Raw genomic sequence first — 15487 nt, forward strand, 5'->3', positions numbered from 1 at the left:
CAGCTGGACCGCGCCCAGGTGCACGGCACGGCCGCCGCGGAACGGCTCACCGCCGAGCTCGTCGCCGCCCCCGCCGTCCCGCTGGCGGACGTGCTGGCGCCGCAGACGACGTTCTCCGGCGACCTCGTGGGCCGCAAGGTGTCCGTCACCGGGACCTACGACGCCGGCGGACAGCTGCTGGTCACGGGCCGCGCGCACGACGGCGCCACAGGCCTCCTCGTGCTCACGCCGCTGCGGACCACCGACGACGCCGTGCTCCCCGTGGTCCGGGGCTGGGTGGCCGATCCGACCGATGCCGACACGCCCCCGAGCGGGACGGTGGAGGTGACCGGGTACCTGCAGGCGTCGGAGCAGGCGGGCACCGGGGTGGCCGACGGGCGCACGGACGCGATCAGCTCCGCCGAGCTGCTCAACTCCTGGGGCGGCCCGATCTACACCGGGTACGTGGTGATGTCGTCCTCGGACCCCGCGCAGGCCGGGACCGTGGCGCTGCTCGACCCGCCGACCAAGCCCGGTGCGGGGCTGAACATCCAGAACCTCGCCTACGCCGCGCAGTGGTGGATCTTCGGCGCGTTCGCGGTGCTGCTGTGGCTGCGCCTGGTGCGCGACGAGGCGCGCGGCGCGACGGGGGAGCCGAGCACCCCAGGACTGTGAACGAACCGGCCCGGTAGCGGCCGGTTCCTGCACTGTCCCGTGCGTCAGGCCGGCGGTGGGCGGCGCCGCAGCTGCTTGACCGCGCGCCGCTTCTGCTCGCCCTGCACGCGGCGCACCTGCGAGCCGCGGCTCGGACGGGTCGCCCGCCGGGTGGGTCCCGGGGGAGCGAGGGCGTCGTCGAGCAGCGCGTGCACCCGGGTGAGCGCCGCCTCCCGGTTGCGCAGCTGCGACCGGTACTCCTGGGCGCTCAGGGTCAGCAGCGAACCGCGCAGGCGCCCCGCCAGCCGGGCCAGGACCCGGTCCTGCTGGGTGGGGCTGGTCCACGGGACCCGGCTCAGGTCCACCGTCAGCTCGACGCGGGAGTCGGTGGTGTTGACCGACTGACCGCCCGGGCCGCTGGACCGGGAGAAGCGCCACGCGAGGGCGTCGTCGGGTATGACGACACCCCCGCGCAGCACCAGCGGACCGTTCATGTCAGTCGTGCTGCCACGAGTGCCACAGCGCGGCGTACTCGCCGCCGGCGGCGACCAGCTCGTCGTGCGGGCCGATCTCCACGATCCGGCCGCCGTCGACCACCGCCACCCGGTCCGCGTCGTGCGCGGTGTGCAGCCGGTGCGCGATGGCGACGACCGTCCGGCCCGCGAGCACGGCCGACAGCGAGCGCTCGAGGTGCCGGGCCGCTCGCGGGTCCATGAGCGAGGTGGCCTCGTCGAGCACCAGCGTGTGCGGGTCGAGGAGCACCAACCGGGCCAGCGCGATCTGCTGCGCCTGGGCGGGCGTGAGCGGGGCGCCGCCGGAGCCGACCTCGGTCTGGAGACCGTCGGGCAGCGCCTGCACCCACTCCCACGCGTCGACCGCGCGCAGCGCACGCTCGAGCGCTGCCGCGTCCGCGTCCACCTGGGCGAGCCGCAGGTTGTCGGCGACGGAGCCGACGAACACGTGGTGCTCCTGGGTGACCAGGGCGACGTGCCCGCGCAGCTCCTCCAGCGGCAGGTCGATCAGCGGCACGCCGCCGACCGTGACGGTGCCGCCGGTGGGCGGGTGGATGCCGGCCAGCATGCGACCGAGCGTCGACTTGCCGGCACCCGACGGGCCGACCACGGCCAGCCGCTCCCCGGCGGCCAGGTCGAGGTCGATGCCGTGCAGCACGTTGTGCCCCTCGCGGTACGCGTACGTCAGGTCCCGGGCAGCGATGTCCTCGTCGACCGGGGTGCCCGCGCGGGACTGCCGGTCCGGCTCGACCAGCTGGACGCCGACGATCCGGGCGAGCGACGTGGCGGCCACCTGGATCTCGTCGATCCAGAAGATCAGCTCCCAGACGGGGCCGGTGACCTGGTAGGTGTACAGGACGATCGTCGCGACCACACCGACCGTCACGTAGTCCTGCGCCGCCAGGTAGCCGCCCCAGAGCAGCACCGCGGCGGGCGCCAGGACGAACGCGGCGTCGATGCCCGGGAACAGGATCGTGCGCAGCCGCAGCGTGGCCTTCTCCGCCGCGAACGCCTCCCGCAGGTCGTCGTCCACGCGGTCCTGGCGGCGCCGGCCGAGGCGCAGGGCGTCGACCGTGCGGGCGCCCTCCACCGACTCCGTGATCGTCCCGTTGAGCACCGCGTAGGACGCCGACTCGCGCTGGTAGGCCGGCGTCGCGCGCTTGAGGTACCACCGCACGATGAGCAGCAGCGAGGGGACGCCGACGAACATCGCGATCGAGACGACCGGCGAGAGCACGACACACGCCACGATGGTCAGCGAGATGCTCACCACCGCGACGATCACGCGCGGCACCCCGAACCGCACCGCGTGCTGGAGCTTGTTCACGTCGTTGGTGGTGCGGGCCACCAGGTCACCCGTGCCGGCACGCTCCACGACCGACAGCGGCAGCGCGGTGACCTTCTCGATGAACTCCTCGCGCAGCTCGGCGAACACCTCCTCGCCGAACACCATGGACGCGCGCTGCGCGAACCGGATGAGCACCGTCTGGACCAGCACGGCCCCCGCGCCGACGGCGATCAGGGTGTTGACGTAGCCGACGGTCGTGCCGTCGTTGACCGCGTCGATCAGCCGGCCGAGCAGCCACGGACCGGCCAGGCCCGCCGTCGCGGCCAGCGTGTGCAGGACCGCGATGAACGTCAGCGGGCGACGGTGCTTGCGGAACAGCAGGCCCGTGTAGGCCCGGACCGTCGCCGAGTCGGCGATGGGGAGCTTCATGTCGGGTCTCCTGCGCTCTTGGCGGCCGACTGCGCGGCCATCAGCTCGTGGTGGAGGCGCTCGTCGTCGGCGAGCGCCTCGACGGTGCGGTTCTCCAAGGACTCCTCGTCCATGTGCCGTCCGACGACGGCGCGGTAGGCGCGGGCCACCTCGAGGTCGCCACCGCCGTGCACGAGGAGCGCGTCGTGCGTGCCGCGGGCGACGACGACGCCGTCCTGCACGAACGCGACCTCGTCCACGTGGTCGAGCACCAGCGGGCTGGCCGTCACGACGAGCGTGGTCCGACCGCGCCGCACGTCCGCCAGCCGCGCCGCGATCCGCGCCTCGGTGTGGGCGTCGACCGCGCTGGTCGGCTCCACGAGGACGAGGATCTCCGGGTCGATGAGCAGGGCACGGGCGAGCGCGACGCGCTGCCGCTGCCCGCCGGACAGCGACCGGCCCTTCTCGGGCAGCTCGCCGTCGAGCCCGTCGGGCACCGAGTCGAGCACGTCCTGCGCGTCCGCCGTGGCGAGGACCCGCAGCAGCTCGTCCTGGTCCGCCGAGCCGCGCACGTCCAGCTCCTGGGCAAGCAGGCCCGAGAACAGGTGCGGCGTGGCCTCGGCCACCACGATGCGCTCGCGGACCACGTCCTTGTCCAGGTCGGCCATGAGCACGCCGCCGAGGCGCACCGGGGTGTCCCGCTCCGCCTCGTCGTCGAACCGGCCGAGCCGTGTCGCGATGCGCGCGGTCTCATCGGGGTCGACGCTCACCAGGGCGAGCACGCGGCCGGGCTCGAGGTGGAGGCCGCTCGCCTCGTCGACGAGCGAGGCGTGCGGGTCGGGGGCGTCCGCGGTCCCGGCGGTCGCACCCGTGGCGGGCACCACCTGCAGGACCTTGACCACCTTGGTCGCACCGATGTGGGCGCGCGTCGCTCCCTGCAGCATCTGCGTCGCGTTCTGCACCGGCCACGACAGGAAGGCCGCGAAGCCGTAGGTGGACACCAGCTGGCCGGGCGTGATGGTCCCGGTCAGCGCCATGTGCGCGCCCAGCCAGATGAGCGTGACGGTGAAGGCGCCGGGCAGCAGCACCTGCAGCGCGTCCAGCACCGACTGCGTCCGGGCCACCTCGACCCCGCGGCGCCGCGTCTCCTGCGACTGCGCGCGGTAGCGGCCGGTGAAGACCTCCTCGCCGCCGATGCCCCGCAGGATGCGCAGACCCGAGACGGTGTCCGAGCCGAGCGTCGTCAGCCGGCCCGACGCCTCGCGCTGCGCCGCCTGTCGGCGGGACAGCGGCTTGACCAGCAGGCCCAGGATGGCGGCCACGGTGGGCAGGCCGAGGACGACGACGAGCCCCAGCGGGACGGAGACGCGCAACATGAGCGCCGCGACGATCCCGTAGGCCACGAGGCTGCCGAGGAAGTGGCCGGCCATCGCGAAGACCTCGCCGATGCGCAGCGCGTCGTTGGCGACGGCCGAGACGACCTCGCCCGTCGGCAGCTCCTCGGTGATGGTGTGCCCGGACCGGGAGACCGTCCGGCCGACCAGCTGCGAGGAGGTGAACGCCGCCCGGAGCCAGTTGTTCACGTCGTAGCGGTGCCCGATGGCCGACGCGGTGAGGATGACCGCGCCGAGCGCCAGCAGGGTTCCGCACGCGCGCCACAGCTCGGGGCCGAACCCGCTGGTGAGGCCACCGTCGATCGCTCGGCCGACGACGTACGGGGTGAACGCCTGCGCCGCGAACATCGCGATGCCGAGGCCGACCGAGGTCAGGAGGATCCCCCACTGCCGGCGGGCGAGCCACCAGAGCAGCGCGGCAGGCCCGCTCAGAGGCGGGGTACCGGGGTCGTCGAGGGGGAGGGAGCGCACGGGGAGCCACGTTACGTGTGGGTACTGACAGGGATCGAACCGTTTTCCGTGGCGCCGGACACAGCCCGGACGCACGGCCGGACGGGCACCGCGCGCCGACTACCCTGAGGGCGTGACGCAGACGCCCGACCCGGCCGCCACCACCCACCGTCCCGTGCTCGTCGTGGACTTCGGCGCGCAGTACGCGCAGCTGATCGCCCGACGGGTCCGCGAGGCCAACGTGTACTCCGAGATCGTGCCGCACACGGCGTCGGTCGCGGACCTGCTGGCCAAGGATCCGGCGGCGATCATCCTGTCCGGTGGACCGGCGTCGGTGTACGCCACGGGTGCCCCGTTCGTCGACCCGGCGCTGTTCGAGGCCGGCGTGCCGGTGCTCGGCATCTGCTACGGCTTCCAGGCCATGGCGGCGGCGCTCGGCGGGACGGTCGCGCAGACCGGCCAGCGCGAGTACGGCGGGACGGCCGTCGAGGTCACGTCCGCCGGGACGGTGCTGGCCGGCAGCCCGGACGCGCAGACCGTCTGGATGAGCCACGGCGACGCCGTGCACGCCGCGCCCGACGGCTTCGAGGTGCTGGCCACGTCGGCGGGCAGCCCCGTCGCCGCGTTCGAGGACCGCGCCCGTCGCCTCTACGGCGTGCAGTGGCACCCGGAGGTCAAGCACTCGCCGCTGGGGCAGAGGGCGCTCGAGAACTTCCTCTACGAGGGCGCGGGCCTGGCGCCCGACTGGAACGCCGGCAACGTCGTCGCCGAGCAGGTAGAGAAGATCCGCGCCCAGGTGGGTGACGCCCGCGTCATCTGCGGGCTCTCCGGCGGGGTCGACTCGTCGGTCGCCGCAGCGCTCGTGCAGAAGGCCGTGGGCAGCCAGCTCACGTGCGTGTTCGTCGACCACGGGCTGCTGCGCTCGGGCGAGGCCGAGCAGGTGGAGAAGGACTTCGTCGCCGCCACCGGCGTCCAGCTCAAGGTCGTCGACGCCCGCGAGCGGTTCTTGCACGCCCTGGCCGGGCACACCGACCCGGAGACCAAGCGCAAGATCATCGGGCGCGAGTTCATCCGGGTGTTCGAGGACGCCGCCCGCGAGGTCGTGGCCGAGGCAGGTGGGCTCGACGAGGTGAAGTTCCTCGTGCAGGGCACGCTCTACCCGGACGTCGTCGAGTCCGGCGGGGGCGAGGGCGCGGCCAACATCAAGTCGCACCACAACGTGGGCGGCCTGCCCGACGACCTGCAGTTCGCGCTGGTCGAGCCCCTGCGCACCCTGTTCAAGGACGAGGTCCGCGCGGTCGGCCTGGAGCTCGGCGTGCCCGAGGGCATCGTGTGGCGCCAGCCGTTCCCGGGCCCCGGGCTCGGCATCCGCATCATCGGCGAGGTCACGGCCGAGCGTCTCGACATCCTGCGCGCGGCCGACGCCATCGCCCGCGAGGAGCTGACCCGCGCCGGCCTGGACCGCGACATCTGGCAGTGCCCCGTGGTGCTGCTCGCGGACGTGCGCTCGGTGGGCGTGCAGGGCGACGGGCGGACCTACGGGCACCCGGTCGTGCTCCGCCCGGTCTCGTCGGAGGACGCGATGACCGCGGACTGGACCCGCGTCCCGTACGACGTGCTGGCCACGATCTCCACCCGGATCACCAACGAGGTGCCCGAGGTCAACCGCGTCGTGCTCGACGTGACGAGCAAGCCGCCGGCCACGATCGAGTGGGAGTGACACCGTGACCGAGACCCCGACCGCGACGGACGCGGACCGCTGGGTGCGCAAGGCGACGGGGGCGATGACGCGCTACCGGGTGCTCGCCTGGATCACCGGCTCGATGCTCCTGCTGCTCTGCGTCGAGCTCGTCCTCAAGTACGTCGTGCACGCCGCCGGCGTCGACGCGGCGGGCACCCCGAACCCGGTGCTCGGCTCGTGGATCGCGTACGCGCACGGCTGGATCTACGTCGTGTACCTGGTCACCGTGTTCGACCTCTGGTCCACCATGCGGTGGCGGCTGGGGCGGCTGGCGACGATGGCGGCGGCCGGCGTGGTGCCCGTGATGTCGTTCGTGCTCGAGCGGAAGGTGCACACGCAGGCGACGGCCCGCATCGAGGCCGCCGGTGCCGCACGCGGGTGAGATGTTCCGGATCGTGGACGCTCGTCCGGTTCGCGCCGTTACGGTGAGCGCGTGCTGATCGTCCACGTCTCCGACTGCTACGCACCGCGGACCGGGGGCATCGAGTCGCAGGTGGGTGACCTCGCCGCGCGGCAGGCTGCCGGAGGCCACGAGGTGCACGTCCTGACGGCGACCGTCGGTGTCGGTGGCGAGCGCGGGGGTGTCGTCGACGTCGAGCACGGGGTGCACGTGCACCGGCTGGGCGCGCGGCTGCCGTTCGACCTCCCGGTGAACCCGGTGGGCCCCCGGCTGCTGCGCGACGCCTACGACGCGCTGCGGCCCGACGTCGTCCACGTGCACGCCGGGGTGCTCTCCCCGTTCGCGTACGACGGCGCCCGGATCGCGCTGGACGCGGGCCTGCCGACGGCGATCACGTGGCACTGCATGCTCGACGGTGTGGTCGGTGCCCTGCGCACGGTCGTGAGCCGCACCGGCTGGCAGCGCACCCCCGCGGCGCTCAGTGCGGTCAGCCACGCCGCCGCTGCACGCGTCCGCGAGGTGTTCGGCGCCGAGGTCTCCGTCATGCCCAACGGGATCGACCTGGAGCTGTGGGCGCCGCGGAGCCTGTCCGAGGGGCGGGGGCGCCCCGGCGAGCACGGCCCGCTCCGGCTGGTGTCCACCATGCGGCTGGCGCCGCGCAAGCGCGCGGTGCCCCTGGTCGAGCTGGTCGGGCAGGCTGCCCGACGACTGCCGCCGGACCGGGTGCACCTGTCGATCATCGGGTCCGGCCCCACGCAGGGACGGGTGGCGTCCGCCATCGCGGGGCAGGGTCTGCAGCACGTGGTGGAGCTGCGCGGCCGGCTCACGCGGCCCCAGGTCCGTGCCGCGTACGCCGACGCCGAGGTGTTCCTGGCGCCCGCGGAGCTCGAGGCGTTCGGGATCGCCGCCCTCGAGGCGCGCACGGCCGGCCTGGCCGTGGTGGCCCGGCGCGGCACGGGGATCGCCGAGTTCGTCCAGGACGGCGTCGACGGGCTGCTCGTCGCGGACGACAGCGAGATGACCGAGGCCGTGGTCCAGCTCGCCCGGGACAGCCGGCTCCTCGACGGGATGCTGATCCACAACCGCGCGGTGCGACCCCGGTTCGGGTGGGACGACGTGCTCGGCGCGGCGGAGGCGGAGTACGCCCGGGCCCGCACGCTCGCCGTCGTGTAGCTTCCGCCGATTCGTCCGACTGGTCCCCTAGAGTCGGTCGGGTGGGACGGTTCTGCCAGGGGCCGCACCGGCTCGCCTGCCCGTCCTGCGTGGTTCAGGAGAGGGAGACATGACGACGACAACGGGAAGCACGCGGTCGATCCGCACGGTAGGGCTGCTGACCATCATCCTGGGGATCATCTTCATCATCGCCGGCGGCGTCACCTGGGGCGCCGTGGCCAGCAACCTCGCCGCCGAGGACATCACGGTCTCCGACGACGCGCAGGCCTTCGGTGGCCAGCTGGTCGACACCCCGTGGGAGGCCTGGTTCCAGGCGGACATCATCAACACCCATGCCCTGGCGGCGACGGACGGGCAGACCTACGCGCAGCTGGAGCAGGACGACGAGCGGCGCGGCACGGTGATGACCGCCTCGTTCCTGCGCGCGTCGCTCTTCACGTCGGTCGTGGCGTTCGGCATCGCGGTGCTGGTCGTCGGCATCGGGGTGGTCTTCCTCCTGGTCGGCTGGGCCCTGCGCAAGATCGCGTCCGTGGTCGGTGCCCCGTACGCGGAGCGCTCCTCGGTCTCGCCGGACCCGGTGGTCTGACCGCACGACTCCCAACGCACGACGACGTCCGAGCGACCGCGGTCCCTCCACCGGGTTGCTCGGACGTCGTCGTGCCTGGGGGTGTCAGCGGCGGGCGTTGCGCGCCCCGCTGAAGATCGAGCCCAGCAGCAGCGCCACACCGGCGGCCGCGAGGAGCACGATCATGGCCAGCTGGACGTCGATCTGGACGCCCCCGGCCCACGCCAGCAGGCCGACGCCGATCGCCGCGATGACCAGTCCCCACACCACCGTGCCCATGCGGAGCCGACGGGGCGGGGCGGCCGGGACCGGCGCCTCCGCGTCGGCCGTGGAGACCGGGTCCGGCCGATCCGTCGGGGTGTACAGGTCGCCGATCGGTGACGTGTACGCGGGGGTCGTCGGCAGCGGCCGGGTCTCGTCCGCGGCCGGCTCCGGGTCGGTGACCGGGAGTGCCGCGGTCTTGTCGGCGCTCGCCGACGTCTTCTCGGGGTCGGTGACCGGCAGGGCGAGGGTCTCGTCCGGGTCGCGGGGGGTCGGGTCGGGGGACATCAGTTCTCCTCGATGATCGAGACGCTGCCGGCGCCGACCTGCACGCTCAGTGCGAGCTGCGGGCCGTCGGGACCGACGTCGTCGGTGGTGAAGGTGCGCGGGTCGAGGCCCACGCCGTCGACCTGGACGCTCTGCCCGTCGACCTCCCAGCTGATGGTGCCGGCGCCGGCCTCGACGTCGGCGGTGACCGTCGCGTCCGCGGGCACCACGACGGTGAGGTCACCGGCCGCCAGCGAGACGGGGATCTCGAGGGTGCGGCCGGTGGTCGGCAGCTCGCTGAGGTCCACGGTCGTGTCGCCGAAGCCCATGGAGTAGCCCTCCGCGGCCTCCGTGCGGTCGGTGACCAGCACCGCTCCGTCGACGGCGAAGTCGTGGCGGGAGTCGGGCGACCAGGCCCAGCTGGTGTGCTCCGCGGCGCCGATGGGCAGCGCGACGAGGATGCCGAGCACCGCCAGGCCGGCGAGGCCGCCGCTGGTCCGTCCCCGCAGGCCGGCGACGATGATCCCGAGACCGGCGAGGACGACGCCGACGCCGAGGGCGGTGAGCGCGACGGGTCCGGTGAAGTCGCCCTGTCGCTGGGCGATCAGCAGGATCGCGAGGCTCAGCAGGCTGAGCCCGACGACGACGCCGACGGTCGCGACGCCGACCCCGGGGGTGCGCGGACGCGGCGGGCTGACGGGACGCGGAGGGCGGGGAGGCTGCGCTGGGCGTGGTGCGGTCCACGCCGGGGCCGGGGCGGGCGGGGCGCCGTAGACCGGTGCCGAGACCGGGGGAGCGGCGGGCGCCTGGGTGTAGCCGGAGGTGGCTGCGGGGCCGGGCGCGGGCGGGTAGGTCGCGGCGGGCGACGACGGGTAGGTCGCCGCGGGCGACGGCTGTCCGTAGGGGACGTAGGGGACGTAGGGGGCGCTGGGCGGCCGCGGTCGGGTCTGCTGGTTGGACACGATCGCGATGAGCGTGACGATGCCGCCGACGAACGTGAGCCACAGGAGACCCTGCACCCAGCCGGGCGGACCCCAGAAGAAGAACCAGCTGTCACCGCGGCCGAGGCCGACGATCACGAACGCCAGGGCACCCAGCAGCGCGATGTCGAAACGCCCGAGGATCATCTCCTCCAGGTGGATGCGGCCGTCGCGGCGCTCGGGAAGCAGCGCCCAGGCGACGCCGTAGGCCACCAGGCCGATGCCGCCGAGCAGGAGCGTCGCGACGAAGATGCCGCGGACCAGCAGCGGGTCGATGCCGAAGCGGTCGCCGAGGCCGGCGCTGACGCCGCCGATCCAGCGGTCGTCGGAGCGCGTGATGCCGAACCGCCGCACGCTGGAGAAGAAGCTGTTCGACGCCTGCCCGGGAGCCGGGGTCGAGATGGGGTCCGGCGCGGAGGTGCCCGGCGCCGGGTCGGGTCCGGCGGTGCCGGCGGGAGAGCTCGTGTCCATGTCTCGATCCTGGCCCGCCCGCAGGTCGTGCGGCATCGGGTGCTCCCCTGACCGCACCCTGAACCTGGCGTCGGCAACCCCTGAACCGACCCCGGTCCCGACCCCGGGAGGCCTCCGGGCATGTGACGATCGGTGCGTGCACCCGTCCGAGGCAGTCCCCGCGCCGCGCCGCCGGCTCCCCCTGCGCCGGCCGGCGCGCGGGCGCTGGTTCGGTGGCGTCGCGCTCGGGCTCGCCGCGCACCTCGAGCTGCCCGTCGGCCTGGTGCGGCTCGCGTTCCTGGTGCTCACCCCGGTGGCCGGCATCGGCCCGGTGCTCTACGTGTTCTGGTGGCTGGCCGTCCCCACGGGGGACCCGGTGGACGCGGCGCAGGTGTCGCGGCCGAGCGCCCTGACCCGGCTGGCCCGCCGGCAGGCCGTCATCGAGCCCGGGCGACGACTGCCGGTCACGGACATCGCCATCGGCGCGGTGCTGGTGGTCGCCGCCGTCCTGCTCGTCGCGGTCCGCAACGGCGCGGACGTGCAGGCGGACTGGCTGCTCCCCGCCCTGATCGTGCTGGCGGGCCTGTGGCTCGCGTGGAGCCAGCTGGACGCCGTGCAGCGCGGGCGCCTGCGGGACCGGGCGGGCGGTCGGACCCCGGTGAGCGTGCTGCGCGTGGCCGGCGGCATCCTGCTGGCCGGCGTCGGCGTCCTGCTGTTCGTCGGGATCGCGTCGGGCCAGGGGGTGGAGGCGGCCACGCTCGCGCAGTCCATCGTCGCGGCGGTCGTCATGCTCGGCGGGGTGGCCCTGGTGCTCACGCCGTGGTGGCTGCGGCTGGTCCGTGAGCTGGGCGACGAGCGGGCCGCGCGCGCGCGGGAGTCGGAGCGGGCGGACATCGCGGCGCACCTGCACGACTCGGTGCTGCAGACGCTCGCCCTGATCCGCTCGCGCTCCGACGACTCCGCGGAGGTCGCCCGCATGGCCCGGGCCCAGGAGCGTGAGCTGCGCGAGTGGCTGTACGACGACCGCCCGGCGCCCGGCACGTCCACGGCCGCGGCGCTGCGGGACATCGTCGCCGAGGTCGAGGACTCGCGGTCGGGGCCGACGGGGGATCCGGTGGCGATCGAGTCGGTGGTCGTCGGTGACCGCGTGCCGGACGCGGACACCGAGGCGCTGCTGCAGGCCACGCGGGAGGCGTTGGTGAACGCGGTCGTGCACGGGCGCCCGCCGGTCTCGCTCTACCTCGAGGTGGGCGAGTCCGAGGTGGAGGTGTTCGTACGCGACCACGGCGACGGGTTCGACCTCGACGAGGTGGGCACCGACCGGTTCGGCGTGCGGGAGTCGATCATCGGGCGAGTACGGCGGCGCGGCGGCACCGCCACCGTCACCAGCAGCCCGGAGCGTGGGACCGAGGTGCACCTCGTGGTGCCGGTCCGGGTGTCGGACGAACAGGGAGTGCAGTCATGAGCGAGCCAGTCGACGTGGTGCTGGTGGACGACCACCACATGTTCCGGACCGGGGTGAAGGCGTCGCTCGACGCCGGCGTGCGGGTGGTCGGCGAGGCGGACACGGTCGACGAGGCGGTCCGGCTGGTGCACGAGCTCCGGCCGCCGGTCGTCCTGCTCGACGTGCACCTGCCGGGTGGCGACGGCGGTGGTGGCGCCGAGGTCATCAAGGCCTGCACCGACCTGCTGGGCCAGACGCGGTTCCTCGCGCTGTCGGTGTCCGACGCCTCCGAGGACGTCGTCGCGGTCATCCGAGCGGGCGCCCGTGGCTACGTCACCAAGGCGATCGACGGCACCGACCTGTCCGACGCCGTGCGCCGGGTGGCCGGCGGCGACGCGGTCTTCTCGCCGCGGCTGGCCGGGTTCGTGCTCGACGCCTTCGGTGCGGCGGCCGGTGACATCGCGATCGGCGACGACGAGCTGGACCGGCTCTCCGCTCGGGAGCGCGAGGTCATGCGGCTGATCGCGCGCGGCTACTCCTACCGTGAGGTGGCGACCGAGCTGTTCATCTCGATCAAGACCGTGGAGACCCACGTGTCCGCCGTGCTGCGCAAGCTCCAGCTGTCCAGCCGCCACGAGCTCACGCGCTGGGCCGCGGCCCGGCGGCTGCTGTGACGATGCCGCTGCGTGTCGGGGCCTATGCCGTCGTGATCGACTCCGGCCGGGTGCTGCTGCCGCACTGGCGCGGGGACGTCCGGTGGATGCTCCCCGGTGGCGGGATCGAGCCAGGCGAGGACCCGGCGGACGCCGCGGTGCGGGAGGTGCTCGAGGAGACCGGCTACGACGTCGTGCTCGACGAGCTGCTCGGGATCGACTCGCTGGTGCTGTCCCCGGCGGACCGGACCAACGCCTCCGGCGGTCCGGTGCACTGGCTGCGGGTGGTGTACCGCGCGCACGTCGTCGGCGGGGAGCTGCGGGACGAGGCCGTCGGCACCACGGACACGGCGTCGTGGTTCGGCCTCGCCGAGGTGGCCGGGCTGGAGCGGGTGGAGCTGGTGGACGTGGCGCTGCGGATGGCCGGTCACGCCGCGGTCGGATAGGGCCCTCCTGTGCTGCGGGCGCGTGTACTGTGGACACCACATACCGCGCAGTCGGTATGTTTGACACCGTCGTCGACCGGGAGGCCGTTCGTGCAGATCGTCGGCGCGGTGCTCGAGCGATCCGGGTCCCCTGCGCCGTTCGCGCGGTCGAAGCCGTTCACGGTCGGACCCCTCGAGCTGGACGACCCCGGCCCCGGCGAGGTGCTGGTCCGCATGGAGGTTGCGGGCGTGTGCCACTCCGACCTGTCGGTGGTCGACGGCAACCGCGTCCGGCCCACGCCGATGCTCCTCGGGCACGAGGCCGCGGGGATCGTCGAGTCGCTGGGAGCCGGTGTCGACGACCTGGCCGTGGGTGACCGGGTGGTCATGACCTTCCTGCCACGCTGCGGCGACTGCCCCGAGTGCCGGACCGACGGGCGTCTGCCGTGCCGGGTGGGCAGCGCGGCGAACGGCCGCGGCTCGCTGGTGGGCGACGGGATGCGGCTGCACCGCGGCGGAGAGCCGGTGCACCACCACCTCGGCGTCTCCGCCTTCGCCAGCCACGCGGTGGTCAGTCGGACGTCCGTCGTCCGCGTCGATCCCGACGTCCCGCCGGAGGTCGCCGCGCTGCTCGGGTGCGCGGTGCTCACCGGCGGGGGAGCGGTGGTCAACGCCGGCCGGCCGCGGGAGGGTGACACCGTGATGGTCGTGGGGCTCGGGGGCGTGGGGATGGCGGCGCTGCTGGTCGCCGTCGCGCTCGGGTTCGAGGTGATCGGCGTCGACGCGGTCGCGGACAAACTCGAGGTCGCGCGCGCCAACGGGGCCGTCGCGACGTACTCGCCGGAGGACCTGTCCGTCCGGGCGCCGGTCGTCATCGAGGCCGCCGGGAGCGCACGCGCGTTCGAGACCGCGTTCGCCGCGACCGCACCCGGCGGGACCACGGTCACCGTGGGCCTGCCCGCGCCCGACGCCCGCGCGGCCGTGAGCCCGCTGACCCTGACCGCCGAGGCGCGCACGGTCGTCGGCAGCTACCTCGGCTCCGCCGTCCCCGCGCGGGACGTCCCGCTCTACGTCGACCTCTGGCGCAGCGGTCGCCTGCCGCTCGAACGCCTGGTCTCCTCGCGCCTCACCCTGCACGACCTCGACGTCGCCATGGACCGTCTCGCGGCCGGCGGCGAGCTGCGCCAGCTCATCGTCATCGACGAAAGGACCCCTCTGTGAGAACCGCCCTCGTGACCGGTGCCGCCCGCGGGATCGGAGCCGCCACGGCCCTTCGGCTGGCCGCCGACGGCTACCAGGTGGCCGTCCTGGACCTGCGCGAGCAGGACTGCGCGGCCACCGTCGACGCGATCACCGCCGCCGGAGGCCGGGCGCTCGCGGTCGGCGCCGACGTCGGTGACACGGACGCCGCGGCGGCCGCCGTCGCGCGCGTTGCCGACGAGCTCGGCGCCCCGACCGTGCTGGTCAACAACGCCGGGATCCTGCGGGACAACCTGTTGTTCAAGATGTCGGAGGACGACTGGGACTCGGTCATCTCGGTGCACCTGCGCGGGGCGTTCCTCATGAGCCGCGCGGTGCAGCAGCACCAGGTCGCGGCGGGCTGGGGGCGGATCGTCAACCTGTCCAGCACGTCGGCGCTGGGCAACCGGGGGCAGGCGAACTACGCGACCGCCAAGTCCGGCCTCCAGGGGTTCACCAAGACGCTGGCCATCGAGCTGGGCAAGTTCGGCGTCACGGTGAACTCGGTGGCGCCGGGGTTCATCGCCACGGACATGCTCCGGCAGACCGCCGAGCGGATCGGGATCACGTTCGAGCAGTTCCTCGAGGGTGCGGCCAAGGAGATCCCGGTCGGGCGCGTGGGGCAGCCGGAGGACATCGCGAACGCCGTGTCCTTCTTCTGCTCCGAGGCGGCGGGCTTCGTCAACGGGCAGGTCCTCTACGTGGCCGGAGGGCCGAAGGCGTGATCGCGGTCCAGACGCCCGCGGGCCTGCGGGACGTGGTCGGCCAGTCCGTCACGTCGGACGCCTGGTTCACCGTCGACCAGGCGCGGATCGACGCGTTCGCGGACACCACCGACGACCACCAGTGGATCCACGTCGACCCGGTCCGGGCCGCGGCGGGCCCGTTCGGTGCCACCGTCGCGCACGGGTACCTGACCCTGTCGCTGGTCCCGGCGCTCACCCACGGCCTGGTCGACGTCGGCGGCACGGGCCTGGTGGTGAACTACGGGCTCGACCGGGTGCGGTTCCTGCAGCCGGTCACGGCCGGCTCCCGCATCCGCGCGACGACGACGATCCGCAGCGCGGAACCGACCCCGCAGGGCGTCCGCGCAGGGTTCACCATCACGGTCGAGATCGAGGGCGCCACCAAGCCGGCCCTGATCGCGGAGACGGTCGTCCTGTACGTCACCGCCTGAGCTCACGACACCACGTCCGAGGAAGTG

General features: G+C 73.9%; 16 protein-coding genes. 11 read left to right on the forward strand and 5 right to left on the reverse strand.

Annotation, left to right across the window (positions count from 1 at the left end):
• Positions 1 to 654 (forward strand): SURF1 family protein (locus tag RYN42_RS08340; RefSeq protein ID WP_315095301.1); only part of this gene is annotated, 654 nt, incomplete at its 5' end.
• A 44-nt stretch (positions 655 to 698) separates the two neighbouring features.
• On the opposite strand, the gene arfB is transcribed toward RYN42_RS08340, so the two are convergent.
• Genes arfB through RYN42_RS08355 form a run of 3 tightly spaced genes read right to left on the reverse strand, consistent with a single transcriptional unit; the run spans position 699 to position 4706 of the window.
• A complete protein-coding gene (gene arfB / locus RYN42_RS08345; protein ID WP_315095302.1) occupies positions 699 to 1127 on the reverse strand; it encodes an alternative ribosome rescue aminoacyl-tRNA hydrolase ArfB in 429 nt (142 codons plus the stop codon).
• Between the two features lies 1 nt (position 1128).
• Positions 1129 to 2862, reverse strand: a complete 1734-nt coding sequence (locus RYN42_RS08350) for an ABC transporter ATP-binding protein (protein WP_315095303.1) — start codon at positions 2860 to 2862, stop codon at positions 1129 to 1131.
• Positions 2859 to 4706 (reverse strand): ABC transporter ATP-binding protein, encoded by a 1848-nt coding sequence (locus RYN42_RS08355; RefSeq protein WP_315095304.1) that lies wholly within the window; start codon positions 4704 to 4706, stop codon positions 2859 to 2861. The genes RYN42_RS08350 and RYN42_RS08355 overlap by 4 nt, the downstream gene beginning before the upstream one ends.
• 112 nt (positions 4707 to 4818) lie before the next feature.
• Here RYN42_RS08355 and guaA point away from each other — a divergent pair, with 112 nt between their 5' ends.
• The 4 genes from guaA to RYN42_RS08375 all read left to right on the forward strand — a co-directional run bounded on the left by guaA (position 4819) and on the right by RYN42_RS08375 (position 8585).
• A complete protein-coding gene (guaA, locus tag RYN42_RS08360; RefSeq protein WP_315095305.1) occupies positions 4819 to 6405 on the forward strand; it encodes a glutamine-hydrolyzing GMP synthase in 1587 nt (528 codons plus the stop codon).
• A gap of 4 nt (positions 6406 to 6409) precedes the next feature.
• Positions 6410 to 6808, forward strand: a complete 399-nt coding sequence (locus RYN42_RS08365; RefSeq protein ID WP_315095306.1) for a DUF3817 domain-containing protein — start codon at positions 6410 to 6412, stop codon at positions 6806 to 6808.
• A gap of 51 nt (positions 6809 to 6859) precedes the next feature.
• A complete protein-coding gene (locus RYN42_RS08370; protein WP_315095307.1) occupies positions 6860 to 7999 on the forward strand; it encodes a glycosyltransferase family 4 protein in 1140 nt (379 codons plus the stop codon).
• Positions 8000 to 8108: 109 nt separating this feature from the next.
• Positions 8109 to 8585, forward strand: coding sequence for an aromatic ring-opening dioxygenase LigA (locus RYN42_RS08375; RefSeq protein WP_315095308.1), 477 nt, complete (start codon positions 8109 to 8111; stop codon positions 8583 to 8585).
• 84 nt (positions 8586 to 8669) lie between these two features.
• Here RYN42_RS08375 and RYN42_RS08380 read toward each other — a convergent pair whose 3' ends face one another.
• Both RYN42_RS08380 and RYN42_RS08385 read right to left on the reverse strand, forming a co-directional pair.
• The gene (locus RYN42_RS08380) at positions 8670 to 9113 is read right to left on the reverse strand and encodes a hypothetical protein (protein WP_315095309.1); all 444 of its coding nucleotides are present in this window, start codon (positions 9111 to 9113) and stop codon (positions 8670 to 8672) included.
• A complete protein-coding gene (locus tag RYN42_RS08385; RefSeq protein ID WP_315095310.1) occupies positions 9113 to 10543 on the reverse strand; it encodes a PspC domain-containing protein in 1431 nt (476 codons plus the stop codon). Before RYN42_RS08385 ends, RYN42_RS08380 begins: the two co-directional genes overlap by 1 nt.
• 136 nt (positions 10544 to 10679) lie before the next feature.
• Here RYN42_RS08385 and RYN42_RS08390 point away from each other — a divergent pair, with 136 nt between their 5' ends.
• The 6 genes from RYN42_RS08390 to RYN42_RS08415 all read left to right on the forward strand — a co-directional run bounded on the left by RYN42_RS08390 (position 10680) and on the right by RYN42_RS08415 (position 15460).
• Positions 10680 to 11987, forward strand: coding sequence for a PspC domain-containing protein (locus RYN42_RS08390; RefSeq protein ID WP_315095311.1), 1308 nt, complete (start codon positions 10680 to 10682; stop codon positions 11985 to 11987).
• On the forward strand, positions 11984 to 12640 hold the full coding sequence (locus RYN42_RS08395; protein WP_315095312.1) for a response regulator transcription factor: 657 nt from the start codon (positions 11984 to 11986) through the stop codon (positions 12638 to 12640). The genes RYN42_RS08390 and RYN42_RS08395 overlap by 4 nt, the downstream gene beginning before the upstream one ends.
• Before the next feature lie 2 nt (positions 12641 to 12642).
• Positions 12643 to 13065, forward strand: coding sequence for an NUDIX domain-containing protein (locus tag RYN42_RS08400; RefSeq protein ID WP_315095313.1), 423 nt, complete (start codon positions 12643 to 12645; stop codon positions 13063 to 13065).
• A 90-nt stretch (positions 13066 to 13155) separates the two neighbouring features.
• Positions 13156 to 14265, forward strand: coding sequence for an alcohol dehydrogenase catalytic domain-containing protein (locus RYN42_RS08405; RefSeq protein ID WP_315095314.1), 1110 nt, complete (start codon positions 13156 to 13158; stop codon positions 14263 to 14265).
• Positions 14262 to 15008, forward strand: a complete 747-nt coding sequence (fabG, locus tag RYN42_RS08410; protein ID WP_315095315.1) for a 3-oxoacyl-ACP reductase FabG — start codon at positions 14262 to 14264, stop codon at positions 15006 to 15008. The genes RYN42_RS08405 and fabG overlap by 4 nt, the downstream gene beginning before the upstream one ends.
• Positions 15005 to 15460 (forward strand): MaoC family dehydratase, encoded by a 456-nt coding sequence (locus RYN42_RS08415; protein WP_315095316.1) that lies wholly within the window; start codon positions 15005 to 15007, stop codon positions 15458 to 15460. Before fabG ends, RYN42_RS08415 begins: the two co-directional genes overlap by 4 nt.
• The last annotated feature ends 27 nt before the right edge of the window (positions 15461 to 15487 follow it).

Origin of the sequence: uncultured Cellulomonas sp. (genome assembly GCF_963527515.1) — a bacterium.
In the GTDB taxonomy this organism is placed as follows: domain Bacteria; phylum Actinomycetota; class Actinomycetes; order Actinomycetales; family Cellulomonadaceae; genus Cellulomonas.